This is a genomic window from Campylobacter hominis ATCC BAA-381, from assembly GCF_000017585.1.
Classification (GTDB): Bacteria; Campylobacterota; Campylobacteria; order Campylobacterales; family Campylobacteraceae; genus Campylobacter_B; species Campylobacter_B hominis.
The window spans coordinates 1,265,909-1,281,458 of the sequence record NC_009714.1 but is presented as its reverse complement, the minus strand read 5'-3'; the positions used below and the strand labels follow the sequence as shown (position 1 = coordinate 1,281,458).

The 15,550-nt window shown below is 30.7% G+C and carries 16 protein-coding genes; 7 read left to right on the top strand and 9 right to left on the bottom strand.

The genetic code is table 11. From position 1 onward, the window contains the following. The first annotated feature begins 12 nt into the window (after positions 1-12). Positions 13-438, top strand: a complete 426-nt coding sequence (locus CHAB381_RS06305) for a hypothetical protein (RefSeq protein ID WP_012109201.1) — start codon at positions 13-15, stop codon at positions 436-438. A gap of 588 nt (positions 439-1,026) precedes the next feature. On the opposite strand, the gene CHAB381_RS06300 is transcribed toward CHAB381_RS06305, so the two are convergent. Beyond that, entirely contained in the window at positions 1,027-3,438 is a 2,412-nt protein-coding gene (locus CHAB381_RS06300; RefSeq protein ID WP_012109200.1) for an autotransporter outer membrane beta-barrel domain-containing protein, read from the bottom strand. 255 nt (positions 3,439-3,693) lie between these two features. Between CHAB381_RS06300 and CHAB381_RS06295 the strand changes: the two genes are divergently transcribed. Next, complete coding sequence (locus tag CHAB381_RS06295) at positions 3,694-4,290, top strand: lactate utilization protein (RefSeq protein ID WP_041570510.1); 597 nt, start codon at positions 3,694-3,696, stop codon at positions 4,288-4,290. A 235-nt stretch (positions 4,291-4,525) separates the two neighbouring features. Here the strand turns inward: CHAB381_RS06295 and ccoG are convergent, their stop codons facing one another. Next, positions 4,526-5,893 (bottom strand): cytochrome c oxidase accessory protein CcoG, encoded by a 1,368-nt coding sequence (gene ccoG, locus CHAB381_RS06290; protein WP_012109198.1) that lies wholly within the window; start codon positions 5,891-5,893, stop codon positions 4,526-4,528. A gap of 165 nt (positions 5,894-6,058) precedes the next feature. Here ccoG and CHAB381_RS06285 point away from each other — a divergent pair, with 165 nt between their 5' ends. Next, positions 6,059-6,838, top strand: coding sequence for an ABC transporter substrate-binding protein (locus CHAB381_RS06285; protein WP_012109197.1), 780 nt, complete (start codon positions 6,059-6,061; stop codon positions 6,836-6,838). A gap of 125 nt (positions 6,839-6,963) precedes the next feature. Here the strand turns inward: CHAB381_RS06285 and rho are convergent, their stop codons facing one another. The 7 genes from rho to CHAB381_RS09135 all read right to left on the bottom strand — a co-directional run bounded on the left by rho (position 6,964) and on the right by CHAB381_RS09135 (position 10,446). Beyond that, positions 6,964-8,259: a transcription termination factor Rho gene (rho, locus tag CHAB381_RS06280; RefSeq protein ID WP_012109196.1), complete on the bottom strand. Its 1,296-nt coding sequence runs from the start codon at positions 8,257-8,259 to the stop codon at positions 6,964-6,966. Between the two features lie 93 nt (positions 8,260-8,352). Continuing rightward, positions 8,353-8,745: a hypothetical protein gene (locus tag CHAB381_RS06275; protein ID WP_012109195.1), complete on the bottom strand. Its 393-nt coding sequence runs from the start codon at positions 8,743-8,745 to the stop codon at positions 8,353-8,355. Continuing rightward, positions 8,742-9,107, bottom strand: a complete 366-nt coding sequence (locus CHAB381_RS06270) for a hypothetical protein (RefSeq protein ID WP_012109194.1) — start codon at positions 9,105-9,107, stop codon at positions 8,742-8,744. The genes CHAB381_RS06275 and CHAB381_RS06270 overlap by 4 nt, the downstream gene beginning before the upstream one ends. 176 nt (positions 9,108-9,283) lie before the next feature. Further along, positions 9,284-9,541 (bottom strand): 50S ribosomal protein L27, encoded by a 258-nt coding sequence (gene rpmA, locus CHAB381_RS06265; RefSeq protein WP_012109193.1) that lies wholly within the window; start codon positions 9,539-9,541, stop codon positions 9,284-9,286. A gap of 11 nt (positions 9,542-9,552) precedes the next feature. After that, positions 9,553-9,861, bottom strand: coding sequence for a 50S ribosomal protein L21 (gene rplU / locus CHAB381_RS06260; protein ID WP_012109192.1), 309 nt, complete (start codon positions 9,859-9,861; stop codon positions 9,553-9,555). Between the two features lie 149 nt (positions 9,862-10,010). Next, positions 10,011-10,346: a hypothetical protein gene (locus tag CHAB381_RS06255; RefSeq protein WP_143297192.1), complete on the bottom strand. Its 336-nt coding sequence runs from the start codon at positions 10,344-10,346 to the stop codon at positions 10,011-10,013. After that, positions 10,315-10,446 (bottom strand): hypothetical protein, encoded by a 132-nt coding sequence (locus CHAB381_RS09135; RefSeq protein ID WP_012109189.1) that lies wholly within the window; start codon positions 10,444-10,446, stop codon positions 10,315-10,317. The genes CHAB381_RS06255 and CHAB381_RS09135 overlap by 32 nt, the downstream gene beginning before the upstream one ends. A gap of 242 nt (positions 10,447-10,688) precedes the next feature. Here CHAB381_RS09135 and CHAB381_RS06250 point away from each other — a divergent pair, with 242 nt between their 5' ends. The 4 genes from CHAB381_RS06250 to CHAB381_RS08750 all read left to right on the top strand — a co-directional run bounded on the left by CHAB381_RS06250 (position 10,689) and on the right by CHAB381_RS08750 (position 15,411). Then, positions 10,689-11,123, top strand: a complete 435-nt coding sequence (locus CHAB381_RS06250; RefSeq protein ID WP_012109188.1) for a DUF4878 domain-containing protein — start codon at positions 10,689-10,691, stop codon at positions 11,121-11,123. Further along, on the top strand, positions 11,120-14,173 hold the full coding sequence (gene ccsA, locus CHAB381_RS06245) for a cytochrome c biogenesis protein (RefSeq protein ID WP_012109187.1): 3,054 nt from the start codon (positions 11,120-11,122) through the stop codon (positions 14,171-14,173). Before CHAB381_RS06250 ends, ccsA begins: the two co-directional genes overlap by 4 nt. A gap of 122 nt (positions 14,174-14,295) precedes the next feature. Next, positions 14,296-15,168, top strand: a complete 873-nt coding sequence (locus tag CHAB381_RS08525; RefSeq protein WP_083755258.1) for an alpha/beta hydrolase — start codon at positions 14,296-14,298, stop codon at positions 15,166-15,168. Between the two features lie 75 nt (positions 15,169-15,243). After that, positions 15,244-15,411, top strand: coding sequence for a hypothetical protein (locus CHAB381_RS08750; RefSeq protein WP_156769788.1), 168 nt, complete (start codon positions 15,244-15,246; stop codon positions 15,409-15,411). Positions 15,412-15,550 lie beyond the last annotated feature (139 nt).

Sequence of the window (15,550 nt, the reverse complement as noted above, 5' to 3'; positions counted from 1 at the left end):
CAAGGGTTTATTTTGATTATTTTAGTTCAAACGGATACTACAGCAGGCTTTGCAAGCAAGGATTTAAAAGAGATAAACGAAGCTAAAAATCGTCCTGTCAATACGCCTTGTTTGATTACGCTTTCAAAATTCAGTGTATTAAAAGATTTTGTGCGGGTTCCTGCGAAATTTAAAAATTTTGCTCGCCGCACAAAAAAAACTACAATAATTTATCCGAATAAAAAATCGTTTCGCGTCGTGCAAAACGGTGAATATGCAAAATTTTTAGATGAGATTAAATGGTGCTATTCAAGCAGTGCGAATGACCATAAAAAGGGATTTGATTTGGAATTTGCCAAAAATAGGGCTGATGTAATAGCAGACGATAAATTTTTTGAAGCTAAACCGTCAAGAATCGTCAAAATTTCAAAAACAAATATGAAAATAATTAGAAAATAAATTAAATTTACTTTTATTGCTTTGAAATTTCAACATAAAACTTAAAAATCTTTATGAAATAATTAAAAGATTAAATTTTATAAGTTTTTTACCGTTTTAGAATTTAAATTTCCAAGTTGAAATAAATATTTTGAGCATAATAAAAGTATTTTATAGTATTATAATCAGTGTTATAGATTTTCAAGCAAAAATTTTCTTTATGCTTGAAATTTAGAAATTTATATAAATTTGTAATTTATTTTAAGAATTCCAATAAAATTTTAAAATAAAACTTCCATTTAAAAGAATTTAAAAATGAAAAAAACCGTTAAAATAATTTCAAATTTAAATTAACAAATAAAATAATCAAATAAATTTTAATTTAGATATTTATGTTCATTTATGATAATTTATAAAAATAAATTGATAAAACGGTTTTTGGTATTCTTTTCAGTTCGGTTTTTAAAGTCATTTTTTATTGTTGTATTTTATATAGCGGCTTTGTTAATTATATAAATTATTTTAAAAATTCTGTTTTTTGGATTACCGGTCATGATTATTTATGACCGGTAATCAGATTAAAATATATTAGTAGAGATTAAATTTTCTTTAAAACTCATACACGAATTTAAGATTTGCGCTTAGTTCATCTACTTTACCGCCCATTGCTCCAAGACCGAAGCTGATGTTAGATAAAGGATTTATGGCATAAATGGCTCCTACTTCTCCACCTGCACTGAATCCGTCATTTTTACTGCTTATGTTTTTATTGATATTAGGCGCGTAAAGTTCGCTTTCATTATCAAACTCATATTCAAGTTTAGCGGTAGCATAAACATTTGTGTTTTCATTTGTTTGATAGTAAGCAGTGCCGTTATATTTAATTCTTTGAGAAGTAATGTCTTTTAATTTCAGTGTTTCACCGTTTATGTTTATATCATATCCATTGACATTCGCATAAGCATAACCGATTCTATTTTCTAAATTAAAGCTGTCGAAATAAGCATTATGACCTAAAAATACTCCGAGAGAATAAAATGTCGAATCTTTATCTACATTTAGATTATCATATCCTTTTAATGTGTAATCATTATTTAATCTTCCTATCTTTGCATAAGAATCTATAAATAAATTGTAAGGTAAATCAAATCTTGCAAGCGCTCCTAAAGCATAAGCATTTATATCTCCGTCACTTTTATATGAATTTGCTTTTCCGTCATAATCGCCGTAAGCATACTCTAAAAATACTCCGCCTAAGATATTATCACTTCTGCTTGCAACTCCTGCTGTAACATTTACTCCGTCTATATCAATATCGTTTTTATCAATATTGCTCTTATAGCCTTCTATATAAGCGAAACTTATAAGATTGTCGGTATTTGTGCTGACATTATTATCTATTATGGCATTTATATTTGAGATATTTTTAATAATGTCGTTATCAGATTTATTTACAACTGCCGTTGAAGCAAGATTTGGGATTAAAGCGTGATTAATCTTTGCATTTATATTCGGCACAATAGGTTTGCCTGGATTACTTGGTTCAACTGTTCCTGGATTGCTTGGTTCAACTGTTCCTTCTGCTGATAATAATAATAAATTGCTGCCGTCATTTTGTAATTTCAAATCATAAGTCGCACTTGCTCCTAATTCTGAAATGTATTTGTTTTTTGTAAGCTCTTGCGTACCGTTTATGATAAGTTTTCCTTCTGCATTATCCGTAGCTTTTAGTTCACTATCAATGTGAGCTTTTTTAATGATATAAATTTTATTATTCGGAAGAAAGTTTTTAATCACTACTTTGCCATCTTCTTCATTCGGTATAACTTTTACATTGTTTAAGACAGTATCTTCATCGTTTGTTAATTGAAGCACAATATCATTTGTCGTTATATCTTTCGGTAAATAGAAATTTGCATTTTCAAAATTTGCAATATTTCCGGCTATGAGATCTTTGCCTTTTACGTTTAAGGTATTGCCTGAAATTTTTCCTTTATCGGAATTTCCACCGTAAATTTTGCCTTTAACTAAAAAATATTTACCAAGTTTTGTTTTATTTCTGCCGCCTGTGTGAGAGATATTTACTGTATTATTAATAGCATTACCATTTTCACTTGCTCCGCCTACAATACTATTTATATTTGATGATGCAACTGTTACTGTATTTAAAAAAGCATTGCCATTGTTTGAATATCCGCCATAAATATTATTTACTATGTTTGATGAATTTATTGTTACACTGTTTTTTGTAGTGTCACCATTGTCTACTTCTCCACCATAGACTTCACCGTTTATTGAGGACGATTTTATAAAAACTTTATTGTAATACTGACCTCCACCAAATACATCACCGGCTACTGCCGTTCCTTGCTCTATATAGACTTCATTTGAATTGCTGTTGCCTATTGATGAATTTCCACCTGCGACATCTCTATCTACTGATGAAGCTTTTATAATAACTTTGTTTAGATTTGCGCTACCTAATTTTGAGTATCCGCCAAGAACTCCACCTGTTATATTGGAATTTAAAATTGTTACTATATTTTTGTTGGCTGATTTGTTTGCCCTCATAGTATATCCGCCATAAACATCAAGATATCTTTTATATGTTTTAGGAGTTTGTGTAACATTTATTTTGTTTTTAAAAACATTTCCATTTTCGGAAAAAGCGCCTATTAAAGATACGACGGTATCTTGTAAATAAACAACACTGTTTATATTTGCATTTAAAGTATAGTCTGTTATATCATTGTTTTTACTTGCACCCGCCATATACGCTACCCCGTTTGCTTCGGTTATCTTATCAAGCTCAAATGATTTTTTACTTGAAGGAGTTCCTACTTTAATAGTATCGCCGTCTAAAGAGCTACCGCTTAAATTTAAAGTATAATCCGTGGTGAAATCAGCTTCTATTGCATTTAATGAGCTGCAAAGAAGCGCTAAAACTATTGAAGAACCAATTACAAAACGACTTTGAAATTTAGTTTCTCTCTTGTTTGCGAAAGAAATAAATTGTTCCATAAAATTTCCTTTGAAATGAATTTTATTTTAATTTTATAATTATATAGCAATACTATTAAATCAAACTAAGTTTTTATGAGATAAAATAAAATTTATGAAAAAAGTTAAAATATTTTAATAAAAAACATACTGAATTCTTAATAAATTGAAAAATATTTGTTTTGCTATATTATAATTTTTGCCAAACGGAATTTTTTTGGCAAATTTTGATTATTAATTTCAAACGAATGGTTTTAATATAAAAAAGGTGTGAAAATGAGCGATTTAATCAGGAATTTAAAAAATAACGGGTTTGAAGTGGTTTGCGCCGCAAATGCTGATGAAGCTTTAAAAATAGTAAAAAGCTTAATAAAAAGCGGTGATAAAATCGGACTTGGCGGATCCGAAAGTGTGCGAGAAATCGGGCTTTTGGATTATGTCGTGAGCTTAAAAGACGTGAATGTCTGCAATCAATATGAAAAAGGAATTTCTATGGATGAAAATGTAAATTGCCGTAGAAATGGACTTTTGGCGGATATTTATTTTTGCAGCACAAATGCTGTTACGCTTGATGGTTTTTTGGTAAATGTGGACGGCAGCGGAAATCGCGTGGCAGCGTTAAATTACGGACCGAAAAAAGTCGTAATAATAGCAGGTAAAAATAAAATCGTTAAAAACTTGGACGAAGCGATTAAACGATTAAACGAAGTTGCGATACCGAAAAATATCGAGCGTCTAAATAAAAAAGCTGAAAGTTTCGGAAAAACAGGAAAATATACAACCAAAACTATAGCAAGAAAATACAGTATCATTGAAAGTGACGCAGACAATAGAATTTTGATTATTTTAGTTGATGAAAATTTAGGATATTAGATTTTTAGATGATTTTATGATTAAAATTATAAAAAATTAATCAAATAATTTTATTGCGGTAATTTAAAAATTTTTAACATTAAAGCTATTTTAACAGATAAAATTTTAAAATGTGAAAATTAAAAATATTTTAGAATTAGATGAATTATTTTTTTTGAAATTATAAAATTTTAATTGTATTAAAATAAATTTTTATGAAAGCCGAAATTTATATCCGGCTTTCATTTTTGAATTACTAAAATCCGTTATCTTTTTTCTTAGCTTCTTCAATGACGGTATTTTTAGGATAAGCAAAAATTGTTTTTCGTTCGATATTGATATTTTCTTTATCATCAACCGCAAAAGCTTTTATAACAATCGGTATGATAGTATCTTTTCGCTCATCGTTTACCAGTTGCTTTGTAGCCACTAATCTCACGATAATCTTTCTTTTTGTTCCGGCTTTAAATTTTACTTCTTTAGCCGGTCTTACGATTTTTATATCCGGATTATCGATTTCGAAATAGTATTTATGATCTTTTCTATCCGTATTTTCAAACATAAAAGTATAATCATTTGCAATTATAGGGTTTCCGTTATCAAAATTTATATTGTAAAGCTCTGTTGTGCGGTTTATATTTAAAAGCATATGCTCTTTTTTCGTACTTATAAATAGTAAAAGTCCAAGCACGACGGATAAAACAACTATATAGCCTATCGTTCTAAATCTAAAAAAGTTGATTTTGTTTCCGCTTGTTATCGCATTTTCACTGGTCCAATTGATTAAAGATTTTTTGCCGAGTTTTCCCATTACTTTCGAGCAGGCATCGCTACATTCCAAGCAGTTTATACATTCAAGTTGCATACCTTTTCTGATATCAATGTGTGTAGGACATATGCGAACACAGGCTTCGCAACCTATACATTCGCCGTTTTCAGGTTTATTTGCAATCATTACTTTTGTAGCCGGATCGTAAATTTTGCCACCGCGTTTTTCGTCATAAATAACTTGGACGGTATCATTATCGAACATTACGCTTTGAATTCTTGCATAAGGGCAAACATATATACAAAATTTTTCACCCAAATATACAGTATCAAATATAAAAAATGCAGCAAATCCAATTACAATACCAAATAAAAGTTTGTGTTCAGCCGGGTTTTGCAAATATACGAAAAAATCCTCAGGCGGTACAAAAAACCAAAGTAAATTTGAAGTGCCTATCAGGACTAAAATTGCAAAAAATATAATCGCAAATAGATTTTTTATACCGTGTTGCGGCTTTTTTTGTTTATTTGCGGTACTTTGGCGAATTCTGAAAATTTTGGTTTGTATAAGATCTCTATAAACCACGCGGAAAATAGTTTGTGGACACGCCCAACCGCACCAAATTCTTCCACCTAGAGTTGTAACAAAGAATATAAGTAAAAAGAAAAAAATTAAAACAAACGGCATCAAATAAAGCTCTTGCGTAGAAAAAGAAGTAAAAAATAAATTTAATTCTTTTTTGTCAAAACTGAGCAAAAATAGATGGTTTCCGTTGATTCTAATCCACGGAATAATAAATATAAAAACACTCATAAAAGTGAAAAAAGCATATCTTTTTTTGGTGTAGTTACTCATAAATACCCCTAGTGTGAAATTTAAATGATAATTTCAATTATACTATTTATAAATTGAAAAGTTAGTTAAAGTATAAGACACTAAAATTTTTTAATTTTAATAAAATTGTATTTATCGGGCTAATATTGTATAATTCCATAAAACATTATTCTTAAAGGAGATATGATGAAAAAACTATTTTTGGCATTTGCACTTTTGTGTGTTAGTTTGTTTGCCGAAACCGTGAAAGTAGGTATGGATAAAGAGTATCCGCCGTTTAGTTATTTGAATAATGGTGTAATGGCGGGATTTGAAGTCGATTTACTAAAAGAAATTGCATCGCAAACAGGTATTACAATTGAATTTGTACCGATGATTTTTGATGATATTTTTAATGAAGTTGAAAGCGGTCATATTGACGTAGGCTGCGGTGCTATAGATATTACTCCGGAAAGACAGGAAAGGTTTGATTTTTCTATACCTTATAATCGCACTGCCGATATTTATGTCACAGAAGCGACAAATAAAAATTTAGTCGGTCCAAGTGATTTAAAAGGTAAAAAAATAGGCGTGCTAACTGCCGGCAGTAAGCAAGAGAAAGTTGCCAGAAGCATACCTGATGCAAAAGTTATTATAAATGCAAGTTTGGCAAATTTGTTGATTTCAGTTAAAACAGGCAGGATAGATGCTTGTATAATCGAATCGATAAATGCTCCTGCTGTTCTTGGAAACGGATATGATTTTGCCTCTTCAAGCGATAAAATGGCTATGGATACACTTAAAAGTTTTGGAATGGACTCTAAACTTGAAATTTTTTATATAGATACGGCTTCTGCTATGCAACAAGGTATGATTGTTAAAAAAGGAACAAGGTCTGATTTATTAAACAAAATAAACAGCGCAATAGATAATCTTAAACAAAGCGGTAAAATAGATTCAATGCTAGCAAAATACGGTTTGAAATAAAAAATTATTTTTAAGAATAAGGCGCTGAATTTAAAACTGCGCCTTATAATACTATTTAAATTCTATTAAAATTTGTTATTTAAAAAAAACGGTTAAAAATTTTAAAAATTATTGTTTTAATTTTTTTAGTCGTTGATTACAGCTAAAAGTTCTTTGTTATCTTTTGTCTTTAACATCTTTGAATATAAAAATTTCAAAGCTTCTATATCGTCCATAGTTGAAATTACCGATCTTATAGCCCAAATTTTTTGCAAATCAAGAGGATTTTGCAAAAGTTCTTCTTTTCTGGTTCCGGATTTTAATATATTTACAGCCGGATAAATGCGACGATCCGAAATACTTCTATCAAGTACTATTTCGCTATTTCCGGTGCCTTTAAATTCTTCAAAAATCACATCATCCATGCGAGAGCCGGTATCTATCAGCGCTGTAGCTACTATCGTTAGACTTCCACCGTTTTCTATATTTCTGGCGGCTCCGAAAAATCTTTTCGGTTTGTGAAGAGCATTCGCATCAACTCCACCGCTTAAAACTTTTCCGCTGCTTGGAGTTACAGCATTGTAGGCGCGTGCAAGCCGTGTAATGCTATCTAGTAAAATTATTACATCTTTACCCATTTCAACTGAACGTTTTGCCTTTTCTATTACCAATTCCGCAACTCTTACATGATTAAATGCCGGTTGATCAAAAGTAGAGCTGAAAACTTCGCCTTTTACGGAGCGTTCCATATCTGTTACTTCTTCCGGACGCTCATCTACTAAAAGTACTAAAAGTTGCACTTCAGGATGATTTTGTGCAATACCGTGAGCAAGTTCTTTCATTATTTCAGTTTTTCCGCTTCTTGGAGGAGCCACGATTAGACCTCTTTGACCTTTGCCGATAGGAGTAAAAAGATCCAAAACTCTACCTGTTAATTTTGTTGATTCGTACTCAAGTTTTAATTTTTGGATTGGGAAAATAGGTGTTAAATTATCAAATAATGGTCGTTCACGTGATTCTGCTATTGATTTGTAATTTATAGCTTCAATTTTTAAAAGCGCGTAATATTTTTCTTGATCCTTTGGTTCACGTACTTGTCCTGTTACTATATCTCCTACGCGAAGTGCAAATTTTCTTATTTGAGATAGACTTACATAAGCATCATTTATACTATCGCTGAAATTCGAATCTATTCCTCTTAAAAAACCGTAACCTTCCTGTGATATTTCCAAAATTCCTGTAAAAAGTATAAAACCGCCTTGTTTAGTTTGCGCTCTTAAAATTTCAAATACTAATTCTTGGCGGCGAAATTCACGCGGATTTTCGATGCCGACACTTGTTGCGATTGTAATTAAATCATCTAAATCAAGGATACGAAGTTCTTCAATTTTATAACCATCTACCGGTATATGCGTTCTTGTATGTTGTTTTTTTGTTTCCATTTTACCTCTTAAAATTTAAAAAAAGAAAGTTAGTCTTGAAGTTTAAAAATTTGATTTTATTAAAATTTTGCTTTTTTAAAGCTTAAAATTCCTCTAAAATGAGATATTTTCACTTTGTGGAACTGAAATTTGATTATTCTTATGCAAACTTTTTCTTATGATTTTTTCGCTTTTAAAACTTTGTTTTTGTAAAGGCGAAATTTTGCGCGAGATTAAAATCATATTTAAAATTTGCCCGTTTCTAATTGTAATATATACTCTATCGCCACTGTTAAAATAATATCTGTTTGAATGTGCTTGATAAATTTTACCGCTTGAAATATCATTAAAAATATAGTTGTAACTAATTTTTGAATTTCTTTTATAATTTATAATTTCCGCTTTTATGTTATTTGCCGAATCTATTGAGCTTATATCGTTTGAAAAATCAAAAAAGCAGCCGCTGAAAAATGTTAAAACAAAAATAAAAATTGTTAATTTTCTCATTGTTTGTATATTCCTAAAAAATATTCGTCTATATTTTCTTTTATTTTTGGCAAATTATTTCTAACGATACTTTCTAAAAGCGCTGAATTTATATCACCGAAATCACCGTTTAATAAGCTTTTTATTGCTTTAAAAGATCGTAGTGTCTGTTTTGAAAAAATCACCGAAATATCATCGCCGCTATAAATTATTTTTTCAAAATTTTCTTTGCAAATTTGAATGTGCATCAATATAGCAGGCTCGCTAAATGCTTTGTCTTCGACAGCTGCAATTATATTTCCGCTAAAATCGCAAAGTTTGTAAATATTTTCTATTCGTTCCGAGATGTTTTTTAATCTTTGCAAATTTTCATCAGATGTCATGGTAACCTCCAAAATTTTAGGTGAATTTTTGGCACTTTTGCTAAAAATTCACTGTAAAAAAAGAATTGTATTATATCACAATTTTTTGATTACTTTTTAAAAAAACTATAATTTTAATGGAAATAATGAAATTTTATAAAAATTTAATGAATTTTCGGCGAAAAATTCGCCGAAAATTATGAAAGTGGATAAACGGAAACTTGTTTGCGAGTCTTATCAAATCGCTCAAATTTTACTACGCCGTCAATTAGTGCGAAAATTGTATGATCTGTTCCTATTCCTACATTGTTTCCTGCGTGAGTTGCAGTTCCTCTTTGGCGAATGATTATATTTCCGGCTCTAACGAATTCGCCTCCAAATTTTTTAACACCAAGTCTTCTTCCGATACTATCACGGTTATTTTGGGTTGAACCTTGACCTTTTTTATGTGCCATTTTTTCTCTCCTTACGCAACAATGCTTGTAACTTTAACGCGTGTATATTGTCTTCTAAAACCGCGTTTTTGTTTTGAATCTTTGCGTCTGCGTTTTTTAAAGATAACGACTTTTTTATCTTTACCTTCATTTACGACTTCCAAGACAACTTTTGCACCCTCTACGAATGGTGCACCTACCTTCAAACTGCCGTCATTTATCGCTAAAACATCGGTAATTTCGACAATTGATTTTTTCTCAGCTGCAAAATGATCCAAATTTAGCAAATCCCCTTCGCTAACTTTGTATTGTTTGCCGCTATGTTTGATAATTGCATACATCAGCAATCCTTTAAAATTTTGGTAGATCATTTAGCACTTTTTTCAAAGATTTACGGAGCTAAAATGATTAAAACTTGCAATTCTATCAAAAAATGTATAAATTTTAGATAAATTTTAAAATTTCGGTGGCATTTAACCACCGAAATTTATTAAAATAGCATTTGAGCAAATGCGTAAATAATTAGAAATAAGAATATTAAACCTGTAAATAAAAGCAGGAATCCTATGAGTTTTGCCAGCCAACTCCATGATTCAAAATTGTCTTTTACTATGAGTTTTTCCAATTTACCGCTTTCTTTCAGTCTCTTATACCAGCGCATTTTGTCATTTTTTATCTCTTCTTCTTTTAAATTTCCTGAGAATATAGCCATATCCATCGGGAAACGATCCGCTCTAAAGTGAGTATTGAAAAAATGCACCGCAAATATAAATCCTGTAGCAAGTAATGCTTCGTCAGAGTGTGCCATGGCACAAACATTTATCATCCAAGCCGTCGCTTGTATATTTAGGCTCATCAGCTAAAGCGTTTATGCTTAAAGCTAAAGCCCCGATACAGGCTATAGTCTTTAAAATTTCGCGTTTCACCAAATCCTCCTTGCAGTTTTGGATTTTACAAAAATTTTATATAAAACGATTTTATTACGTTTTCTTTTTAATTTAAACTTAATTTACTTATCAAAAATTAAAGTTTTAATTAATAATATTCTTAAATTTCAGTTTAAAATGTTTGTTTTTAGAAATTTAAAACTTTATAGATAAAAATTTTAAAAAAGATTTAACTTTATATTGTAGAATTTTTAAAAATTAAAATTTTAAAGGAATTTTTGATGAAACGTTTGCTCGTAACACTTTTAGTGGTACTTTTTATGCATGGCTGCGGCAATAAAATTGATGAAAAAGATCCGATTTCCGTAATCCAGAATTTTATACTTTTATGCGAAAGTGGCAATATTGATGAAGCTGAAAAGCTTTTGGCTCCCAACAATAATGTGGATTATTTTCGTAAATATAAAAATTTAAACGGCGGAAAAGATATGATGTACATTGATTATGATTATAAAGGAAATGATGACGTAATAGAGCTTAGTTATGAATTTTTGGAAAATCTCAGCAGCAAAGATCAAGCCGTCGTAAAACTCACTTCAAATTATTTGGAACAAAATCAAAAATTCGACAAAGTTATTGTATTAAAAAATATAGACAACAAATGGCGTATTTATGAATTTCTGTTTATGCCGGTTAAAGTTAGAGGTAATATATGAATCAATTTTTTAAAAATTTTTTCAGCATAGGTTTTGCCTGTGTCATGTTTATAGTTTTTGCTTTTGCATGTGCGCTTGCTACGATTATTGAAACAGTTTTCAACACGGATACCGCATGGGCTTATGTATATGGTACAAGTTGGTTTGGACTTATAATGGTAATTTTAGGCATAAACTTAGCTTATAATCTATATCGCTACAATATGGCAAGAGCAAAAAAACTGCCGTCTTTTTTATTTCATTTCGGCTTTATTTTTATTTTACTGGGCGCCGTTATTACCAGATATTTTGGATTTGAAGGTTCTATGCATATAAGAGAAAACGAGCAAAGTAATGTCGTTTCAAGCCGTGAAGTTTATATGCAGCTGATTAGCACAAATGAAAAAGGCGATAAAATTTCTACGGATTTAAATCAATACGTATCTACAAAAGGTAAAAATAAATTTGATATGAAGCTTGAAATTGATGGCAAAACCGCAACTTTAAGTTATAAAAAATTTATATTAAACGGAATTGAAAGTTATGTAAATAAAGAGGGTGGAACTCCACGCGCGGAAATTTTATTCAGTGATGGTAAAAATCGTCGTACGATAGCATTTAAAAATAACGATTCAGTTGAAATCGGCGATGTAAGTTTTACTTTTAATGAAGCACCTAAACAATCCAAGTTTATAAGTATAATTTTAAAAGACGGAAAATTTTATCTTAAAACAAATCAACAAATTTATGCTGTAAAAATGAGTGATTCTAGTAAAACGTTACTTCCTTTAAATATCGATGTGGAAATGGGCGAACTTAGCTTTTATAATTATGAAGGTTTGAATTTTTCAGCAGTTTCGCTTTTGAGTTCCGCTGTGAAAGGTATAAAAGAGGTAAATCAAAAAAATGGCGGAAATAATGTAATAATCGCAAATCTAAACTATAATGGAGAAGATAAGGAAGTGTATATGCTTTTTGGTGAAAATCCGCGAAATTTCAGTGTAGGCGGAAAGAATTTCGAGCTTGCATGGGCACCGAAACTTTTTCATTTGCCGTTTTATTTAAAACTTAAAGATTTTAAACTTGACAGATATCCCGGATCAAATTCTCCAAGCGGTTACAGTAGTGAAATTTCGGTTATTTCAGAAAATGAAAATTTTGATTATGAAATTTTTATGAATCACGTGCTTGATTACGCAGGATACAGATTTTTTCAAAATTCATACGATATGGATGAGATGGGAACCATACTTTCAGTAAATAGAGATCCTGGAAAAATGCCTACATATCTTGGATATATTTTGCTTTGTCTTGGTATGTTTTTAAATTTTTTCAATCCTAATTCACGCTTTACCAAATTGTCTCGCCTTATAAATAATGCCAAAATTTCATCTTTTGCATTGATTTTTTGCGCTTTATTCGCCACAAATGCAATAAGTTCAGAACTTCCAAAAATCGATGAAAATCACGCTAAAAATTTAGGTTCTCTTATCGTACAGGGATTTGACGGTAGAATGGAGCCGTTCGATACGGCGGCAAGAGACTTGCTGAATAAAATTCACAGAAGTGACAGTTTTGTTGACGGAATGTCACCAAACGCTACGATGCTATCGATGATGATACATCCTGAATACTGGGAACAAGCTGAAGTCATCAAAGTAGATAATGATGAACTTAAAAAAATTCTTGGTATGGATAAATCGCGTAAATATGCAAAAATCGGTGATTTTTATAATGAAAATAGAGAATACAAGCTTCAAAAATTAAGCGAAGAAATCAACCGAAGGCCACCTGGAAATCGTTCTCAACTTGATAAAGAGATATTGAAAGTCGATGAAAGATTAAATATTTTTTATAATATTTTAATGACTGAAATGTTTCGTTTCATACCGAAACAAAAGGGTGAAAACAATGAATGGTTTTCTCCTGTAAAAGCTATGATATATTTTGATAAAAATGAAAGCGAGCACGTAAGTAAAGTGTTAAGTGGATATTTTACTAGTGTCTTAATGGCTGAGAAAGACGGTGATTGGAAAAAAGCTGATTTGGCGCTTGAAAAATTAAAAGAGTATCAGCAAAAAGTCGGCGCAGATGTTATGCCGTCAAAAAATGTCGTCAATTTCGAACTGTTTTTCAACAAAGCCAAAATTTTTGAGCGTTTGATGCCTGTTTATTTAATTACCGGACTTATTTTGCTCGCGCTTGTTTTTACGCGTCTGATGAAACCGGGACTTCAAATTTCAAAAGCTTTTGAAGCTGTTTATACCGTAAATATTTTGGCTTTTATTATCCATACGATAGGGCTTGCGATTAGATGGTATATTTCAGGACATGCGCCTTGGAGTAACGCCTACGAATCTCTTGTATATATAGCGTGGGCACTAAGCCTGAGCGGAATTATTTTTTCAAAAACTTCAGCTCTATCTCTTGCTTTAACTTCTATTTTAGCAGGAATTACGCTGTTTGTAGCGCACCTTAGTATGATGGATCCGCAAGTCGGCACAATTATGCCGGTTCTTAAATCTTATTGGCTTACAATCCATGTATCGGTAATCACTGCAAGTTACGGATTTTTGGGACTTTGTTGGCTGCTTGGAATTTTTACGTTGCTGCTTTTTATAATTCAAAGCAAGAAACCGAACGATCAAATTATAAATGCCATAAACGAAGCTACGCATATAAATGAAATGTCTATGATTTTCGGGCTTAGTTTATTAACTGTAGGAAATTTTCTTGGCGGCGTTTGGGCGAATGAAAGCTGGGGACGATATTGGGGTTGGGATCCGAAAGAGACTTGGGCATTAATTACAATTTTGGTTTATGCAGCGGTTTTACATTTTAGATTTATTCCTAGACTCAATTCTCAAATCGCTTTTGCTATCGCTTCCGCTTTTGCTTATTCAAGCGTGATCATGACATATTTCGGGGTGAATTTTTATCTAACCGGAATGCATAGTTATGCAAGCGGTGAAAAAGTTCCGGTGCCTACTTCTATATGGGTGATCGGTCTTACGATTATCGTTTTAAGTATTCTTGCATTTCGCAAACGTCGTTTTTCCGGCAGATTATAAAATTTTAAGGCGCTCAAAATTGCGCCTTAAAATTTATTTCTTTCAGTCTGATTTATTTGGTATTTTGTGTAAAAATTTCTAAGATAAATAAAAAATTTTATATTTTTTAATTTGGAATAAAAATGCGTTTAATTAAAAGATTTTTTACAATTTTTATGTTAACTTACACTTTGGTTTTAATTTTATTATGGATATGTCAGGAACGGTTGATTTTCTTTCCAAAATCGCTGGAGCAAAATTTTGCTTGGAATTTTAATGATAAATTTGATGAATTTTTTATTTATGTCGGTGACGAAATTTTTAATCAAAAAAGTGTTTCATTAAATTTAATCGCGTTTCGTGCTGAGAATCCGAAAGGAGCTGTGCTGTTTTTGCATGGAAATGCCGGAAATTTAGGCGATTTCGCGCATTTTCGCAATATATTTTTGAAACACGGATTTGATTTTTATGTTTATGATTATAGAGGTTTTGGGAAAAGCGGCGGACGAATTTATAATTCTTATGAACTTTTTAACGACGCCGGGAAAATTTTTGAGTTTATGAAAAATGATTTTGTAAAGCGAAATTTAGATTCAACTAGTCAAACGGATATGACTTCAAAATATCAAAAAAACAATTTTATTATCATAGGGTATTCTATAGGCAGCGGTATAGCAGCAAATATAGGCACACAAATGAAAGTTCATACTATACTTATAGCGCCTTATTTTTCGCTACGTGAATTAGCGGTTCAAAAGCTTCCTTTTGTGCCGTCTTTTTTAGTGCGATATGATATAAAAACCAATGAATATTTGCAAAAAAATTGTTGCGCAAAATCATTTAAAATAGACATAATATATGCTGAATTTGATACGCTGATTCCACCTGTAAATGCTTTAAGACTTGCAAAAATTGCACCGAATGCGCGAGTTTTCGAAGTGATGGCCGGACATAATGATATTTTGTATAATCCTAAAATGAATGAAATTTTTGATGAAATTTTGACTCAAAAATGATAAATTATCAAAAATAAAAATTTAAAAATTATAAAGACAATAAATATAATATGACGAAAAGTATAAAAAATAAAAGTGGCATTAGATAAGCATCATAAACAAAAACAAAGAAATAGAAATTTTAAAGAGAATTTAAATTCTCAAACTTTAAGCGGCAATAAAACTATAAATAATCAAAATGCAGATTTACAAAATAACTCAAAATTTAATAATCAATCAAATTTACAAAATAATGCAAAATAAAAATTTTAACAATTCATTAAATTCCACAAATAAACGAGTTTATAATTAGAATTATAGAATACTTAGCAACAAAAATTTCAAATGATAGAGAACATTTTACATTTGATTTTCAAAATTATGATGTTTATTTTTATTTCAG